The 17174-nt window shown below is 61.2% G+C and carries 16 protein-coding genes; 9 read left to right on the forward strand and 7 right to left on the reverse strand.

The genetic code is table 11. The features are described from left to right. The first annotated feature begins 337 nt into the window (after positions 1-337). From NMB38_RS03675 to NMB38_RS03685, 3 genes are read left to right on the forward strand one after another with little or no spacing between them, the layout of a single operon-like run. Complete coding sequence (locus tag NMB38_RS03675) at positions 338-1774, forward strand: cytochrome ubiquinol oxidase subunit I (RefSeq protein WP_027914388.1); 1437 nt, start codon at positions 338-340, stop codon at positions 1772-1774. A gap of 3 nt (positions 1775-1777) precedes the next feature. Further along, on the forward strand, positions 1778-2785 hold the full coding sequence (gene cydB, locus NMB38_RS03680) for a cytochrome d ubiquinol oxidase subunit II (RefSeq protein ID WP_027914389.1): 1008 nt from the start codon (positions 1778-1780) through the stop codon (positions 2783-2785). Between the two features lie 11 nt (positions 2786-2796). Continuing rightward, positions 2797-2949 (forward strand): DUF2474 domain-containing protein, encoded by a 153-nt coding sequence (locus tag NMB38_RS03685; RefSeq protein WP_033695023.1) that lies wholly within the window; start codon positions 2797-2799, stop codon positions 2947-2949. Between the two features lie 75 nt (positions 2950-3024). Here the strand turns inward: NMB38_RS03685 and NMB38_RS03690 are convergent, their stop codons facing one another. Continuing rightward, positions 3025-4149: a methyltransferase gene (locus NMB38_RS03690; RefSeq protein WP_027914390.1), complete on the reverse strand. Its 1125-nt coding sequence runs from the start codon at positions 4147-4149 to the stop codon at positions 3025-3027. 97 nt (positions 4150-4246) lie between these two features. Then, entirely contained in the window at positions 4247-4954 is a 708-nt protein-coding gene (locus NMB38_RS03695) for an autoinducer binding domain-containing protein (RefSeq protein WP_027914391.1), read from the reverse strand. Positions 4955-5159: 205 nt separating this feature from the next. Between NMB38_RS03695 and NMB38_RS03700 the strand changes: the two genes are divergently transcribed. After that, a complete protein-coding gene (locus NMB38_RS03700) occupies positions 5160-5936 on the forward strand; it encodes a ferredoxin--NADP reductase (protein WP_027914392.1) in 777 nt (258 codons plus the stop codon). A gap of 78 nt (positions 5937-6014) precedes the next feature. Here the strand turns inward: NMB38_RS03700 and mscL are convergent, their stop codons facing one another. Next, positions 6015-6425, reverse strand: coding sequence for a large-conductance mechanosensitive channel protein MscL (gene mscL / locus NMB38_RS03705; RefSeq protein WP_023534347.1), 411 nt, complete (start codon positions 6423-6425; stop codon positions 6015-6017). Between the two features lie 179 nt (positions 6426-6604). On the opposite strand from mscL, the gene radA reads away from it, so the two are divergent. After that, positions 6605-7975: a DNA repair protein RadA gene (radA, locus tag NMB38_RS03710; RefSeq protein ID WP_023534442.1), complete on the forward strand. Its 1371-nt coding sequence runs from the start codon at positions 6605-6607 to the stop codon at positions 7973-7975. A 62-nt stretch (positions 7976-8037) separates the two neighbouring features. Here radA and NMB38_RS03715 read toward each other — a convergent pair whose 3' ends face one another. The 3 genes from NMB38_RS03715 to NMB38_RS03725 all read right to left on the reverse strand — a co-directional run bounded on the left by NMB38_RS03715 (position 8038) and on the right by NMB38_RS03725 (position 10980). Continuing rightward, positions 8038-9555, reverse strand: coding sequence for a nucleobase:cation symporter-2 family protein (locus NMB38_RS03715; protein ID WP_027914393.1), 1518 nt, complete (start codon positions 9553-9555; stop codon positions 8038-8040). Positions 9556-9817: 262 nt separating this feature from the next. Continuing rightward, a complete protein-coding gene (locus NMB38_RS03720) occupies positions 9818-10183 on the reverse strand; it encodes a PilZ domain-containing protein (protein ID WP_027914394.1) in 366 nt (121 codons plus the stop codon). A 62-nt stretch (positions 10184-10245) separates the two neighbouring features. Beyond that, positions 10246-10980, reverse strand: a complete 735-nt coding sequence (locus NMB38_RS03725) for a lytic polysaccharide monooxygenase auxiliary activity family 9 protein (protein ID WP_059183332.1) — start codon at positions 10978-10980, stop codon at positions 10246-10248. A 212-nt stretch (positions 10981-11192) separates the two neighbouring features. Here NMB38_RS03725 and NMB38_RS03730 point away from each other — a divergent pair, with 212 nt between their 5' ends. From NMB38_RS03730 to yjiA, 3 genes are all read left to right on the forward strand, one after another. Next, the gene (locus NMB38_RS03730; RefSeq protein WP_023534399.1) at positions 11193-13259 is read left to right on the forward strand and encodes a carbon starvation CstA family protein; all 2067 of its coding nucleotides are present in this window, start codon (positions 11193-11195) and stop codon (positions 13257-13259) included. Positions 13260-13272: 13 nt separating this feature from the next. Beyond that, complete coding sequence (locus NMB38_RS03735; protein WP_023534469.1) at positions 13273-13470, forward strand: YbdD/YjiX family protein; 198 nt, start codon at positions 13273-13275, stop codon at positions 13468-13470. A gap of 144 nt (positions 13471-13614) precedes the next feature. After that, on the forward strand, positions 13615-14592 hold the full coding sequence (gene yjiA, locus NMB38_RS03740; protein ID WP_088522937.1) for a GTPase: 978 nt from the start codon (positions 13615-13617) through the stop codon (positions 14590-14592). On the opposite strand, the gene NMB38_RS03745 is transcribed toward yjiA, so the two are convergent. Continuing rightward, entirely contained in the window at positions 14552-16036 is a 1485-nt protein-coding gene (locus NMB38_RS03745) for a methylenetetrahydrofolate reductase C-terminal domain-containing protein (RefSeq protein ID WP_490805835.1), read from the reverse strand. The two genes, yjiA and NMB38_RS03745, sit on opposite strands and share 41 nt — an antisense overlap. Before the next feature lie 228 nt (positions 16037-16264). Here NMB38_RS03745 and NMB38_RS03750 point away from each other — a divergent pair, with 228 nt between their 5' ends. Next, a complete protein-coding gene (locus tag NMB38_RS03750; RefSeq protein ID WP_042139756.1) occupies positions 16265-17137 on the forward strand; it encodes a 5-methyltetrahydropteroyltriglutamate--homocysteine methyltransferase in 873 nt (290 codons plus the stop codon). Positions 17138-17174: the final 37 nt, after the last annotated feature.

Here is a 17174-nt window from a genome sequence, read left to right on the forward strand (position 1 = left end):
ATGCAGGGGAAGCTCCGCAGCCTATCATCTGTATGTAACAAATAGTTGCTGTTTACCGTGTCCGACACCGTTTCGGTGCCGCTGAACAGGGGGTGGGGCAACCGGTCACGCGGCAAACAACCACACCTCGCACCGGGCTATTCGGGGCTATGCTTGATTCATATCGTTGACCTGGATCAATCGTTGCGTTTGCAACGATCCCCGACGATTTCGGCCTTTGGCCGCAATCCCTGCACATCGAACAGAACAATTCCAACACGCCGTACTCGACTATGTGGGGGCAGTGGGCGACAGGGCCGAGTGCCCGACCGCCGGATTATCTGATGAGGTAGCACCTATGTTCGGTCTGGAGGCACTGGATCTTGCCCGGATCCAGTTCGCGTTTACCGTGTCCTTCCATATCCTGTTCCCTGCCATCACTATCGGCCTGGCCAGTTACCTGGCGGTGCTCGAAGGGTTGTGGCTCAAGACAGACAGGCAGGTCTATCGGGACCTGTACCACTTCTGGTCGAAAATCTTCGCAGTCAACTTCGGCATGGGCGTGGTCTCGGGCCTGGTCATGGCCTATCAGTTCGGCACCAACTGGAGCCGTTTTTCCGAGTTCGCAGGTTCGGTCACCGGGCCCCTGTTGACCTACGAGGTGCTGACCGCCTTCTTCCTCGAGGCAGGTTTCCTGGGGGTGATGCTCTTTGGCTGGAACCGCGTAGGCCGTGGCCTGCATTTCTTCGCCACCTGCATGGTGGCGCTCGGAACGCTGATTTCCACTTTCTGGATTCTGGCCTCGAACAGCTGGATGCATACCCCGCAAGGTCACGAAATCATCGATGGTCGCGTGATTCCGGTCGACTGGTTCGCGGTCATCTTCAACCCTTCGTTCCCGTTCCGCCTGATGCACATGGCCACGGCGGCATTCGTCGCCACCGCCTTCTTCGTGGGGGCATCGGCTGCCTGGCACCTGCTGCGTGGACGCGACAACCCCTCGGTGCGCAAGATGCTTTCCATGGCCATGTGGATGGCGCTGATCGTCGCGCCCATCCAGGCAGTGATCGGCGACTTCCACGGGCTCAATACCCTCAAGCATCAACCGGCGAAAATCGCTGCCATCGAAGGGCATTGGGAGAACCCTCCTGGCGAGCCTACCCCGTTGATCCTCTTTGGCATCCCGGACATGCAAGCTGAAACGACACGGTTCAAGATCGAGATCCCGGTGCTCGGGAGCCTCATTCTCACCCACAGCCTGGACAAGCAGGTGCCGGCATTGAAGGAGTTCCCGCCTGAAGACCGGCCCAACTCCACCATCATCTTCTGGTCCTTCCGCATCATGGTGGCGCTGGGCATGTTGATGATCGCCGCTGGCGTGTGGAGCCTTGTATTGCGCAAAGGCGGCAAGCTGTACACCTCGCGGCCGTTCCTGCATTTCGTGACCTGGATGGGGCCTTCAGGATTGCTGGCAATCCTCGCCGGCTGGTTCACCACCGAAATCGGCCGCCAGCCCTGGGTGGTCTACGGGCTGATGCGCACGGCCGACGGCGTCTCCAACCACAGCTATGCCCAACTGGGGTTCACCCTGGTGGCGTTCGTGGTGGTGTACTTCGCCCTGTTCGGCACAGGGTTCGCCTACATGATGCGCCTGGTGCGCAAGGGCCCGCATACCGGCGAAGGCGATCAGCAGCGTCCGGGCGGTCCTGGCCGCAAACGCACGCCGGCGCGGCCATTGTCCGCCGCCGACGAAGGCAGCGATGCCACCACTGCAGACCTGAGCAAGGGGAACTGAGCCATGGGTATCGATCTTCCACTGATCTGGGCCGGCATCATCATCTTCGGCGTCATGATGTACGTGGTGATGGACGGCTTCGACCTGGGCATTGGCATGCTCTTCCCCTTCGTCAAACACGAGCGTGACCGCGACGTGATGATGAACACGGTCGCACCGGTCTGGGACGGCAACGAGACCTGGCTCGTGCTGGGTGGCGCGGGGCTGTTCGGCGCGTTCCCGATGGCGTATGCCGTCGTGCTCGAGGCGCTCTATCTGCCACTGATTCTGATGCTGATCGGTCTGATCTTCCGGGGCGTGGCCTTCGAGTTCCGCTTCAAGGCCACCGACGCTGGTCGCCATCTGTGGGACAAGGCGTTCATCTGGGGCTCTCTGGTGGCAACGTTCTTCCAGGGCGTGGCGCTGGGCGCCTTCATCGAAGGCTTCAAGGTCGTGGATCGGCATTACGCCGGTGGCTCGCTGGACTGGCTGACACCCTTCAGCCTGTTCTGCGGCTTGGGGCTGATCGTGGCCTACGCGCTGCTAGGGTGTACCTGGCTGATCATGAAGACCGAGGGGCCGCTTCAGGAACAGATGCACAAGCTTGGACGGCCGCTGGCGCTTGTGCTGCTGGCTGTAATGGGTGTGGTCAGCCTGTGGACGCCAATCGCCTATCCGCAGATTGCCGATCGCTGGTTCAGCATGCCCAACCTGGTGTGGTTCATGCCGGTGCCGATCCTGGTGCTGTTGACCTTCTACAACCTGTTCAAGGCAGTAGCCCGTAGCGCGAACTACATGCCGTTTTTGCTGACGCTGGGGCTGATCTTCCTGGGTTACAGCGGCTTGGGCATCAGCCTGTGGCCCAATATCATCCCGCCATCGATCTCGATCTGGGAGGCTGCCGCGCCGCCGCAAAGCCAGGGCTTCATGTTGGTGGGAACGCTGTTCATTCTTCCGCTGATCCTGGGTTACACCTTCTGGAGCTACTACGTGTTCCGTGGCAAGGTCACCCATGACCAGGGCTATCACTAGGAGGCTGCACCATGACCCATGAGCAGGACGTGGCAGGCAAGAAACCGCTGTGGCAGCGCCTGGGCTGGTTGGTGTTGATCTGGGCGTTGAGTGTGGCCGCGCTGGGTGTGGCGGCCTGGTTGATGCGCCTGTTCATGAGCGCAGCCGGGTTGACTACCCACTGAGCCCTGGCATCGACAGGTAGCGCGCTATACGCGTCTGCTGACCCTGACGCCGTGCGGTGCGCTACCTGTGGACAGTTACTTGCGTGCCTTGAGCACCACGAACTTGGGCGTTGCCGCCACCTGCTCCACGCCTCGGAACAGGCGGGCAAGCTTGCTGTGATAGCCCAGGTGGCGGTTGCCCACGATATACAAGGCGCCACCGACCACCAGCGCCTCGCGGGCCTGCTGGAACATGCGCCAGGCCAGCACATCACCCACCACTTGCTGCTGGTGGAAGGGCGGGTTGCACAGCACTACGTCCAGTGACTGTTTTTCGATGCCGGCCAAGCCGTCTACGGCCAGAAAATCGGCTGGCCGATCGCCCAGCGCAAGCTGCCAGTTTTCCCGTGCCGACTGTACGGCCATGTAAGACTCGTCCACCAGGGTGTACTGGGCGTCTGGATTTTTCAGGGCGCTGGCAATGGCCAGCACGCCGTTGCCGCAACCCAGGTCTGCGACCCGGGCATTGCCCAGGTTGTCCGGCAAATGCGGAAGAAACGCCCGCGTACCAATGTCCAGGCCTTCACGACAGAAGACATTGGCATGGTTGAGCAGTTCCAGCGGTGGCGATTCCAGGCGATAGCGGCTGGGGTAGGGCGAGGTGAAGGCGGGACGCGCCTCCACCGTGGCGGTCAGCAGCCGGGCTTTTTTACGTGCCAGCGAGGCTTGCATAGGTCCGACATACTTCTCCAGCAGGTCGCCGGCGGCATGGGGAAGGTGCTTGATCATGGCCCCGGCGATCACCAGCGCTCCTGGGGCCAGGTGCCCTTGCAGCCGAATGAGTTGCTCTTCGAGCAAGGCAAGCGTCTTGGGCACTCTGATCACTACCCGATCGAAGGGGCCTTGCCAGGTGTGGCAGGCAGGCACGAACGAAACGCTGTCCGCAGGCAGGCCGTTACGTGCCAGGTTCTTGCCTAGCGCGAGTTGAGCAAGGTAGGAGTCGCCGCTGCTGGTCACCTGCATGTGTCCGGCAAGGCTCACCGCCAGCGCCCCGAAACTGTCGTTGAGCACCAGCACACGGCTGCCGCCTGGCAATGCCTGGGCATGCAATTGTTCGAGCAGGTACTCATCGGCGGCGTCAAAGGCCTGCAAGGGGTCGTTGGCCTGGTCTGGCTGGCGGATCAGATCGAGTTCGGCGAAGGGCGTGGTCAACAGGGGCATGGCAATCTGGCTCGGGTACAAAGCTGCCCGCAACCGTTCGCTGCAGGCCTGGTCGAGCGATTCTACAGGGCTTTGGCTGGGCTCGCAGGCCCTGGCGTCAGATCCAGCCGCGCAACGCGGCAATGGCGACGGCGCCTGCCTTGTTGGCGGCATTGGTCTTGGTGATCACGCTGCGAATATGAAAGTTCACCGTACTCTGCGACAGCGACAGGATGCAGGCGACATCGGCAGCCGTCTTGCCGGCCGCAGACCACTTCAGCACTTCCAGTTCCCGTTCGCTCATCTTGGGTTGGGATGGGCACAGTGCATCGAGGTGATGGGCGCTCAGCACCGCATGTACGGTATGGCACAACCACTGGATGGCACCGGCTTTTTCGAACAGCTCGGCGGTCTCGACCTTGCGTAGCGGCCGGGACACACTCATTTGGCTTTCGTTGTGCTGCAGATCATGCAAGGACTGGGTCCAGCCATGACGCAGGCCATGCTCGCAGGCCGCTTCGCGAAAATGCGGTGCCTCGCGGTAGACCTCGTCGCTCCATACCACAGGGTTGGTCGAGTTGTGGCTGAGCGCAGCCGCGGCGTCCTGCTTGTAGAACTCTTCGTGCTGGTAGCGTTCGATCCAGGCCTTGGGATAATTGCTGTACAAGTAATGGCGAGGTGTCTGGGTGGCGATCTGGATGCGAAGCTTGAGGCCCAAAAATTCGAAATCCATGTCCTGAGCGAGATGCACCGCGATGTCGAACAGCTTCCGAGGACTACGCTCGCTCACCAGGGCGTGCAGGTGCTCGGGGTTCCAGTGAAACATGCCAATCTCCAAGGGCGACGCGGCCCAGTCCATATGGGTACGTGACCAGTGTAGATAGATCCAGATCACTGTGTTCATCTTTTTCGCTATAACTGTGCTGTATTTCTGATTACCTTTGTACAGCTCTTGAAGCCGCAAAAACCCAGTGGTTTTTATCCCGGGCGCTTTGCGCGACACTGTAGGGACCCAAGACATGGAGCCCGACATGACCGCCAGCGACGAAAAATTCACCCGCCAGACCTTGCTCGATGTTCAGCCGCTCACGCCGAACCTCTTCAGCCTGCGGGTTACCCGGGATGCGGGTTTTCGCTTTCGCTCCGGTCAATTTGCACGCCTGGGCGTGGCCAAGGCGGATGGCAGTGTGGTTTGGCGCGCCTATTCCATGGTCAGCGCACCCCACGATGAATACCTGGATTTCTTTTCAATCGTAGTGCCGGGCGGTGAGTTCACCAGTGAGCTTAGCCGACTGGGTGAGGGCGATACGCTATTGGTGGAGCGTCAGGCCTTCGGCTTTCTCACCCTTGACCGCTTTGTCGACGGACGCGACCTGTGGTTGCTGGCCACGGGTACAGGCATTGCGCCTTTCATGTCGATTCTGCAGGACTTCGAAGCCTGGGAACGCTTCGACAACATCAAACTGGTGTATTCGGTGCGAGAGGCCAGGGAGTTGGCCTATCTGAATGAAATCGCTGGCTTGGAACAGCGTGAGTACCTGGCCGAGCATGCCGGCAAGTTGCAGTTCATCCCGGTCGTGACGCGTGAGCGACATCCAGGCGCCCTGAATCAGCGCATCACCACATTGATCGAAAACGGCGAGCTGGAAAAAGCCGCGGGGCTTGAGCTGTCACCCGAGCACTCGCGAATCATGCTGTGCGGCAACCCTGAGATGATCGATGAAACGCGCAAGGTGCTCAAGGCCCGCGACCTGCAGTTGAGCCTTAGCAAACGGCCGGGCCAGGTGGCCGTCGAGACGTACTGGTAGCCGACGTGCCGCTACAGGCTACAGGGGTGAAGCGGTGCATGGAGGTTCGCCGCTTCCTGCAGCCTGTAACGGTGAGCTTCAGGGCCGGTTCTGAGCCTTGAGCAGGTCGCGGATCTCGGTGAGCAGGGTCTGCTCGGGCGACGGCGCCGGCGGCACGCTTGGCGCCACGGCCTCTTCGCGCTTGAGCCGATTGATGGCTTTGACGCCCATGAAGATCGCAAAGGCGATGATCACGAAATCGATCACGGTCTGGATGAACTTGCCATAGGCCAGCACCACGGCCGGGACGTCGCCTTGCGCCGCCTTCAAGGTGATGGCCAGGTCGCTGAAGTCAACGCCGCCGATCAGCAGGCCCAGTGGTGGCATGACCACGTCGCCGACGAAGGACGAGACGATCTTGCCGAAGGCCGCGCCGATGATGATACCTACCGCCATGTCGACGACATTGCCTTTGACCGCGAAGGCCTTGAACTCACTGATCATGCCCATGTTTCGATTCCTTTGTAACAAATGGTGAGGTAAACGCAGTGTAAGCCACTTAAACGCTTCATGCGCTGCATTCAGGGGTAGTGACTTCTGTCGCACCGAATAGTTTTGTCGCATCCCAAGGCATTCGGGACACGGTCAGGCTCGGGTATCATGCAGGTTTTGCCCGGAGGCACTCACCCATGGCCAAGGCCAAGCGCTTGTATGGCTGCACCGAGTGCGGCGCGACTTTTCCGAAATGGGCTGGCCAGTGTGGCGAGTGTGGCGCCTGGAACACGCTGGTCGAAACCATGATCGAGAGCGGCGGCGCCGCAGCCCCCAGCACGGGCCGCGCCGGCTGGACAGGGCAGCAGGCGCAGATCAAGACCCTGGCTGAGGTCAGCGTCGAGGAGATACCGCGCTTCACCACCAGCAGCACCGAGCTCGACCGTGTGCTGGGCGGTGGCCTGGTCGATGGCTCCGTGGTCTTGATCGGTGGCGATCCAGGGATCGGCAAATCGACGATTCTGCTGCAGACCCTGTGCAATATCGCCGTCGGCATGCCGGCGTTGTACGTCACTGGCGAGGAATCCCAGCAGCAGGTGGCCATGCGCTCCCGGCGTCTGGGCCTTCCCCAGGACCAGCTCAAGGTCATGACCGAAACCTGCATCGAAACCATCATCGCCACCGCCCGTCAGGAAAAGCCACGGGTAATGGTGATCGACTCCATCCAGACCATTTTCACCGAACAGTTGCAATCCGCCCCGGGCGGGGTGGCGCAGGTGCGTGAAAGTACGGCGCTGCTGGTGCGTTATGCCAAGCAAAGTGGCACAGCGATCTTCCTGGTGGGCCACGTGACCAAGGAGGGCTCGCTGGCAGGCCCGCGGGTGCTGGAGCACATGGTCGATACCGTGTTGTATTTCGAGGGCGAATCCGACGGTCGCCTGCGGCTGCTGCGAGCGGTGAAGAACCGCTTCGGCGCGGTAAACGAGCTGGGCGTGTTCGGCATGACCGACCGGGGTTTGAAAGAGGTCTCCAACCCCTCGGCGATCTTTCTCAATCGCACCCAGGAAGAAGTCCCTGGCAGCGTCGTGATGGCCACTTGGGAAGGTACCCGGCCGATGCTGGTCGAGGTCCAGGCCCTGGTCGATGACAGCCACCTGGCCAACCCGCGCCGCGTCACCCTGGGCCTGGATCAGAACCGTCTGGCCATGCTGCTGGCCGTTCTGCACCGGCATGGGGGCATCCCGACCCACGATCAGGATGTGTTCCTGAACGTGGTGGGCGGTGTGAAAGTGTTGGAAACGGCTTCGGACCTGGCGTTACTCGCTGCGGTCATGTCCAGCCTGCGCAATCGGCCGCTGGCCCATGGCCTGCTGGTGTTCGGGGAAATCGGCCTGTCGGGTGAGGTGCGGCCTGTACCCAGTGGCCAGGAGCGGCTCAAGGAGGCTGCCAAGCACGGCTTCAAGCGTGCCATCGTGCCCAAGGGCAATGCACCCAAGGAGGCGCCTGCAGGGTTGCAGGTCATCGCTGTGACGCGCCTTGAGCAGGCGCTGGATGCCTTGTTCGAATAGTTCACAGGCGAAAAAAAGGGCCGACGATGCGCATCGGCCCGGTACAACACCCACGTGATAGGTCAGTGCTCGGCGACTGCTGCGCGCTTGACCGGCTCACTGCCATGCTCGTCCTGGCCCCTCATCGGCACCTCGTGGCCTTCGGCATCGAACAGCCTGCCATCCTTGAAATAGTCACCGTCGCGCAGTGCGGAGATATCCGAATAGCGAATGGTGCGTTCGTAGCCGGCAGCGAACACCGACTGCTGGTCCGAATTGCCTGCCGTGAAATGGTTGAAGATCAGGTTCAGCAGGATGGCCATGATCGCCGCCGAACTGATGCCTGAGTGGAAGATGGTTTCGAACCAGGTGGGGAACTGGTGATAGAAGGCCGGTGCGGCGATCGGAATCATGCCAAAGCCCAGGGAAGCGGCAACGATGATCAGGTTGACATTGTTCTGGTAGCTGACCTTGGACAAGGTGCGGATGCCGCTGGCTGCCACCGTGCCGAACAACACGATGCCCGCGCCGCCCAGCACGGGGGTAGGCACTGCGGCGATGATGCGCCCCATGATTGGCAGCAAGCCCAGTACGACCAGGATCAGACCGCCGGTGGCCACCACGTAACGGCTGCGCACGCCAGTAACCGCCACCAGGCCGACGTTTTGGGCGAACGCACTTTGCGTGAACGAGCCGAACACCGGTGCCAGGATGCTTGAGGCCATGTCGGCGCGCAGGCCATTGCCCAGGCGCTTGGAGTCGACCTTGGTACCGATGATCTCACCCACGGCCAGGATGTCGGCCGAGGTTTCGACCAGCGTCACCATGATGACGATGCACATCGACAGGATGGCCGCGATGTGGAACTCCGGCATGCCGAAGTGAAAGGGCGTGGGGAAGGCGAAAACAGGGCCTTCGGTAACCTTGCTGAAGTCGGTCATGCCCAGTGCCCAGGCGATCAGCGTACCGACCACCATCGCCAGCAGGATGGACAACCGGGATATCGTCGCGCTACCCAGTTTGCTCAGCAGCAGCACGATGGCAAAGGTAAGCGCCGCCAAGCCGATGTTGGCCATGCTGCCGAAATCAGGTGAGGCACTGTTGCCACCCATTACCCAGCGCGCGGCCACCGGCATCAGCGTCAGGCCGATGGTGGTGATCACGATGCCGGTTACCAGCGGTGGGAAGAACTTGGTGATGCGCGAGAATACCGGGGTGATCAGCAGCCCTATCAGCGAGGCGGCCATTACCGCGCCGAGCACTCCCGGCAGCCCGCCCCCACTTTCACTGCTGAGAATCGCGCCCATGGTGGCGACGCCGGCAAACGACACCCCCTGTACCAAAGGGAGCTGGCAGCCGAAAAATGGCAGACCCAGGGTCTGAAGCAAGGTCGCCAAGCCACCTGCAAACAGCGAAGCGGCGATAAGCATGCCGATTTCTGCGCCATTGAGGCCTGCGGCCTGCCCCAGAATCAAGGGTACGGCGACGATTCCCCCATACATGGTCAACACATGCTGCAGGCCATAGGCCAGGTTGGCACCCAGGCCGAGGTTTTCGTCCTCTGGTCGCTGGGCGGGAGACGTGCTTGTGGACGTAGTCATGGCGCAGGCTCTCTGTTTATTGTTGTGGAGCTACTGTAGTCAGTTATTGCCTACAGGTACTACACAAATTGTATACAATATTTTGATCCAAGCGCCGCAGGGTAAAGCCTCAGGGCGTATGCATCCTTGTTGCAGGAGGCATACCAACCCGAAGCGCTTATGAGAAAAGGGTGTATACAACGATGCCTGCACTAGGCAGGAAGCTGTCTAGATGGACAGGAAAGGACTAACGGTCAAGAAGATAGCCAGCTAATAGATCCTGTTATTCGATCAGTTCGCGCAGCTCACGCATCATTTCGGTGCTGTCAGCAATGTTCAGTTCCACAAGACGGTGCAGGTGGCTCATGGAGTCGATGTCGATGTACAGGCACACGAAGCCCAGCCGCGTGGGTTCTTCATGGCGCAGTTCGACCTGCATTTTCACCCAGGTATCGGCGTCGAGCTGAATAACGGCCTCGTAGTTCTGGGTAGGGTCCGGGGTCCAGTCGGTCGGGCGCTCGACCAACAGGCCTTTGAGGGAGAGATCGATGAGTCTGGCAGGCCAGCGCTGTTCGCCTTGGCGAAGTTCGGCAGGTGCGTCGAAATCGATGCGTTGGAAGCGGCGGCGTTCGGAAGGTGGCGGGGTCATGGCGAGTCCTCATCTGATGTTCAGACTATAGACCAGCCAAGATCCCCGCATTCGTCCCTACGTTACTTGACGATATTCACGTCGCTGCAGTTGTAGAAACCCTCACCTGCAGCGTCATCCCGTTGCCAGCGGGTGTAGACCACGCGTCGGCCAGTGTGCTCCTTGAGATCGACGTCGAACTCGTAGTAGCCATTGACAGGCTGGACATCTCCGATTTCCTGTACCAGCTCCAAGTCATCCCATTTCAAAGGCTGCTGGGTGGGGTTGTAGTCCGGCTTGGACACATAGATTTCCCAGTAGCTGGGGTTGTGCGGCGCCATGATTTTGTAGCGCATGTGGGCTTTGTTGTCGTCATCTTTTTTCCAGTCCTGGACGTGCCAATCGGCAGGGACGTCCAGGCCGCTCTTGTCATTGACCTGCGTGGACTTCGCTTTCGTCTCCGCCAGGCTGTTGCCTGCCGAGCACAGCTGACCATCTGGAATGGCTTTTTTGACAGCCTCCTTATTGCGGAAATCAACGACGTTCTTCGACACCTCATGCCATTGATTGAACTGGTAAACAGCCTGTTGCGCATTGTTGCCGAACTTTTCATACACATGCTGGTAAGCAGCCTTGCACCCAGGGCTTTTGATGTTTGAACCGTCGACTGGCCAGTTGTAGTCACCCTGTTGATAACAGTAGTACTGCCTGGAAACAGGCATCTCCACTGCGCCATGCATCGGCTCCACAGGTGCGGCATTGACGTGCACACTGCCCGCCGCAAGGCTGGCTGCGATGATGAGATGAAGTGAGTTCATGGCGACTTCCTCGCTAGAGTTGGAAGTACCAAGGTCGGTCAATCGGCCCTGGCTCGACAACTGGCAGAACTACCAGGTAGTCGGTAGTGCAGTACCGCTCTACCACGTGAAGTTGCGCTGTAGATCGGCATGCAATTGGAGATGGTAAAGGCGACCAGCAGGCCCTAGACTCAGTGTGCTGACCATTCCAACCTCTCAGCTGGAAGCCAACTATGAACAATAACAACAGCCTGCTACGCCACCTCCCGTGGCTGGTGCTGGCAGTCCTGGGAGCCTGCGCGCTGGGTGTCGTCGCCCTGCGCCGTGGCGAAGCGATCAATGCCTTGTGGATCGTGGTCGCGGCAGTGGCCATTTACCTGGTCGCCTACCGCTATTACAGCCTGTTCATCGCCACCAAGGTGATGCAACTCGATCCGCGCCGCGCCACCCCTGCGGTGCTCAACAATGACGGTCTGGACTATGTTCCAACCAACAAGCACATCCTCTTCGGCCACCACTTCGCGGCCATCGCCGGCGCAGGTCCCTTGGTCGGGCCAGTACTGGCGGCGCAGATGGGCTACCTGCCCGGCACCCTGTGGCTGATTGCCGGTGTGGTACTGGCAGGTGCCGTCCAGGACTTCATGGTCCTGTTCCTGTCCACCCGCCGCAACGGCCGTTCACTGGGCGACATGGTGCGTGAAGAGATGGGCCGCATACCGGGCACCATCGCCCTGTTCGGCTGTTTCCTGATCATGATCATCATCCTCGCGGTGCTGGCGCTGATCGTGGTCAAGGCCTTGGCCGAGAGCCCCTGGGGCATGTTCACGGTGATGGCGACCATCCCGATCGCCATGTTCATGGGCGTCTACATGCGCTATATCCGCCCCGGCCGCATCGGTGAGATTTCCATCATCGGCGTAGTGCTGCTGCTTGCTTCCATCTGGCTGGGCGGCCAGATTGCTGCGGATCCGGTCTGGGGCCCAGCTTTCACCTTTACCGGTGTACAGATCACCTGGATGCTGGTGGGCTACGGCTTCGTCGCCGCCGTGCTGCCGGTCTGGCTGGTGTTGGCCCCGCGTGACTACCTGTCGACCTTCCTCAAGATCGGCACCATCGTGGGCCTTGCCATCGGCATCCTGATCATCGCCCCTGAGCTCAAGATGCCAGCGTTGACCCAGTTCACCGATGGCACCGGCCCGGTCTGGAAGGGCACGCTGTTCCCGTTCCTGTTCATCACCATCGCTTGTGGCGCGGTATCGGGGTTCCATGCCCTGATCTCGTCGGGCACCACGCCCAAGCTGCTGGATAACGAAACCAACGCCCGCTACATCGGCTACGGTGGCATGCTGATGGAATCGTTCGTGGCGATCATGGCCATGGTCGCGGCTTCGGTGATCGAGCCGGGCGTGTATTTCGCCATGAACAGCCCGGCTGCCGTGGTAGGTGCAGACACGGTTTCGGTGGCGCAGACGGTCAGCAGCTGGGGCTTCTTGATTACGCCTGAGCAGCTTGAGGCGGTTGCCCGTGACATTGGCGAGCACACCATTCTGGCCCGCGCCGGCGGTGCGCCGACATTGGCCGTGGGTATCGCGCAGATTCTTCACCAAGTGTTGCCAGGCGAGAACACCATGGCGTTCTGGTACCACTTCGCCATTTTGTTCGAGGCCTTGTTCATCCTCACCGCCGTGGACGCCGGTACTCGTGCCGGGCGCTTCATGTTGCAGGATTTGCTGGGCAGTTTCGTGCCGGCGCTCAAGCGCACCGAGTCGTGGGGCGCGAACCTGCTGGCTACTGCCGGTTGCGTGGCCATGTGGGGCTACTTGCTCTATCAAGGCGTGATCGACCCACTCGGGGGTATCAACACCCTGTGGCCGCTGTTCGGCATTTCCAACCAGATGCTGGCCGGTATCGCATTGATGCTGGGCACCGTGGTGCTGATCAAGATGAAGCGCCAGCGCTACATCTGGGTCACCCTGCTGCCAGCCACCTGGTTGCTGATCTGCACCACGGCGGCCGGCCTGATCAAGCTGTTCGATCCCAACCCAGCCGTGGGTTTCCTGGCCTTGGCCAAGAAATACAGCACCGCGCTGGACGCTGGGCAGGTACTGGCACCGGCCAAGGACATCGGGCAGATGCAGCACGTGATCTACAACGCTTATACCAACGCCGGGCTGACCATCCTGTTCCTGCTGGTGGTGTTCAGCATTCTGTTCTTCGCGATCAAGGTGGGTTACGCCGCCTGGGGTCGCAAAGAGCGGACCGACAAGGAAACCCCGTTCCAGGCACTGCCTGACGCTTGAGAGGACTGCTGCGATGTTCAATGACCTGGGTCGGCTGGGCAAATACCTGGGGCAGGCTGCACGCCTTATGGTGGGCATGCCTGATTACGACAATTACGTCGAACACATGAACAAAACGCATCCGGACAAACCGGTCATGACGTACGAAGCGTTCTTCCGAGAGCGCCAGGAAGCGCGTTATGGTGGCAAGTCCGGGCCCAAATGCTGTTAAGCCACAAGCGTTGAGCTGTACCGGCCTCACTGTCGGCAGCCTGCGTTCATCGACCAGCCTGCTCCCCTTGGGGGCAGCCACTGGCGGTCAACGCAGGCCTGTCGCGGTGGGGCCTGTGTTTTTTCCGAACAGGAGATGTTCTGCGTGCAGACCCCGATTCCCGTAACCGTACTGACCGGCTTTCTCGGTGCCGGCAAGACCACGCTGCTCAAGCACATGCTCAAGGCCGAGCATGGCCTGAGGCTGGCCGTGATCGAAAACGAGTTCAGCGAAGCAGGCATCGACAGCCAGTTGCTCGGCGACGAGCCGGTGCAGGTCATGACCCTGGCCAACGGCTGTGTGTGCTGCAGCATTCATGGCGACCTTACCCGTGCTCTGTTCCTGCTGCTGGAGCGGCTCGACGCTGGCGAAATCGCCTTTGATCGGCTGGTGATCGAGTGCACAGGGTTGGCCGACCCTGCGCCAGTGGCACAAACGTTCTTCATCGACGAAGAGCTGCGCGAGCGGTACATCCTGGACGGCATCATCACCCTGGTCGACGCCGCCCATGCCGACGTCCATCTGACCCAGACCATCGCCCAGGCCCAGGTGGGCTTTGCCGATCGCCTGCTGCTGAGCAAGACCGACCTGGTGGAGCCGGCCACCGTGCAAGCCCTGCGCGAGCGCCTGGCCCGCATCAATGGGCGGGCAGCCCTGCATGTGGTCGAACAAGGCTGCATCGACCTGGGTGCACTGCTCGATGTACGCGGCTTCAACCTCAACCCAGACCTGGGCGTCAACCTCAAACCCACCCTGCGTCCAGTGCTCAAACCCGCCACCCCGGACCGTATCGCCACCTTGGTGTTGCGCACCGACAAGGCGCTGGATATCGACCGCCTCAGCGACTTCATGAATGGCCTGTTGGAAACCCATGGCACGCAGTTGTTGCGTTACAAGGGCGTGCTCAATATCGCGGGCGAGGACCGCAAGCTGGTGTTCCAGGGCGTGCTCAAGCTCTACGGGTTCGACTGGGACGCTGAATGGGCAGAGGCCGAACCGCGCGAGAGCGTCATGGTGTTCATTGCCGACGACCTTCCCGAAGCTACGATTCGGGCCGGCTTCGAGGCGCTGACGGCCGAGTGACGGGCTGAGCCTGGGCGCCGAACCAACCCGGCCAGGAGCTTCGATGGCGGGTGTGCTGCTCCACGCAAGGGATCAGGCGCTGGGCCAGCACGTCGGTTTGCCGCACCGCCTTGGCCGTGCGGTACTTGGCACTGTGGATGCACTCACGATCGCCAAACTCGCACCGGTTCAACGTGGTACCGCCGCAGGGCCCGTTCGCCAGGCCCTTGGGGCAGGTCTCGGGGCAGGTGTACAAGGTGTCTTCAAGGCGGCAACGACCGCAGGTGTCGCAGCCAAGCAGGGGCCGCTTTACGGCCCGCTCCAGGATGTGCAGCACCTGGGCGCCCAGGCCTGTCGTCCACATCGGCTGGCGAACCGCCCACCCGAACAGCTGACTCACCGGATTGCTACGGCTGAACAGCAGGCCATGCATGCCATGCATGGCGTGGTAGCGGGCTTTCTGCGCAAACGAGGCCACGACACGTGACTCTCCCTCGCGCCACGCCGCCTGCGGTGGATGAAACGTCACCGCCGGTAGGCCAGGCATTTGCCAGCTGGCCTGCCAAGCAGGCGCCCATTGCTCCAGCGTGGTCACGTGCGCCTGCCAGTGCTCAAGGCGTGCCTCCAAGGCAAGCAGCTGGCTGGGCTCATGAATGCCCGACAGGTGCACGCCGGCGTAGCCCATCAGCTTCACCCCAATGACCTGCAGGGCCAGGCGGTCGATGCTGCGCGCCTGGGCAAAGGCCTTGGATTGCGCCGTCTCGGCTTCCAGCATTTGCCGCATCGACGGGGTGACGGTCACGCCTGCGACATGATCGAGCATGCCCGCGCGGCCTTGGGTAAGGCTCATGAGACAGGCCAGCAGGGGTTTAGGCGCGCGTTGGCGGCGCATCCAGTGCATGGCCTCCTGATGCTTGGCGGCATCGAAACCTAGCTGCAGGATGAAAAAGTCGGCACCGGCTGCCAATTTCTTTTCAGCCTTCAGGTACTGAGCGGCACCTTCCTCCTCTCGGTACTTGAACGGGTTGAGTGCTGCGCCCAGCCACCAGTGTGGATAGGCCTGGCGGGCGATCTGCAACGCTGCGACCGATTCCAGGTACCGCACCGGGCGCTCGCCTGGCGTATGGCCTGGCAGGCGATCCCCTGTCAGCATCAGCAGCTGGTGCTGGCCTGCAGCGTCCATGCGCCGCATCTGGGCGAGCAAATGGTGGCGCTCCCGGTCCTTGCCGGAGAAGTGAGGCAGGGCGGGCACCGGGTGCTCGAAACAGGCCAAGGCGTCCAGGGGAGACATGTCAAGCGGGCTGCTCACTCGGTCACCGATGGCAAGTGTCATCGGCCAGCCACACACTTGCCCACGGGCCATTATTGCGTCCATCGCCGCAAAACGCTCTGCTGACGGTTTGGGGACGAACTCCATGACGCAAGCGAATTGCTGCTCTTGCAGGGCGGTTTTGAGCACGCTCATGACGGACACCGGGTGTTGGCAGGCTGGCATTGTGCGCCAGCCCTGCGAGCGGGTCATGCCCGGGTGCGCAGGGCACTGATCTGATCAAGACATGGCAATGAGCCGCGGGCGCGCCCAATGTGAGTGAACATGAGAAAAACTTGGGTTGATCTCAAATTTATTGAGTTTGTTTCAAACGCCAATCGATCTGAAAATGCCGCCATCATTTCTGCACACTGGGGAACACACATGGCACTGGCGCATAACCTGGGCTTTCCACGCACGGGCAACGACCACGCGCTGCGCGCACGTCATTGGCAAATGCAGAAAGACGCCGGGATCGAGCTGTTGCCTGTGGGCGATGTGGACTGGCAGGGTGGGGCCGTGCGCGACCCTCGCACGCCAGTGACGCAGCCTTTCACCCAGCTTGCCGATCAGCTGCTGAAGGAAGTGGCCCAGGCCAGTGCGCTTGGCCACACCGTCAAACCTGTTCTTGTCGGCCCTTTGACCTATTTGTGGCAAAGCGCGGCGCAAGACGGGCACAGCCTGGTGCTGGAATGTGTAGACGAACTGCTTCCGCACTATGACGACGTTCTCAATCGTCTGGCCGAACTAGGCGTGCAGTGGGTGCAGATCGATGAGCCGATCCTTGCCCAGGCGCTGCCGCAGGACTGGAAAAACGCCTACGAGCGGGTTTACAACATTCTGCAGCGTGCCCCGTTGAAGAAGCTGATCGCGACATGGGCCGGTGGCTTGCAGGGCAACCTTGGCCTGGCCGCGAACTTGCCGGTGGACGGCTTGCACATCGACCTGGTGAGTGACCCTGAACAGCTGACGACCACCCTGGACCGTCTGCCTGCCTACAAGGTGCTGTCGCTGGGCCTGGTCGATGCAGAAAACGATGCCCAGCATGCCCTGGACAGCAAGTGGCACTGGCTGTGTGAAGCCAATGAGCGTCTGGGGGAGCGACTGTGGATCGGTACGGCCTGTTCACTGCTGCACAGCCCGCTGGGCGTCGCCGTGCAGGCCTGTGAGGATGTCGCCCGGCTGGCCAAGGCGCTCAATGACCCGATCAAGGCGACGCCACCCACGTTCGATGCCCTGCAGGTGGCCAGCGCCTGATCGTGCATGGCAGGTGCCGCTGCGCACTGGCGTGCTT

This window comes from Pseudomonas sp. FBCC-B35, assembly GCF_059133755.1.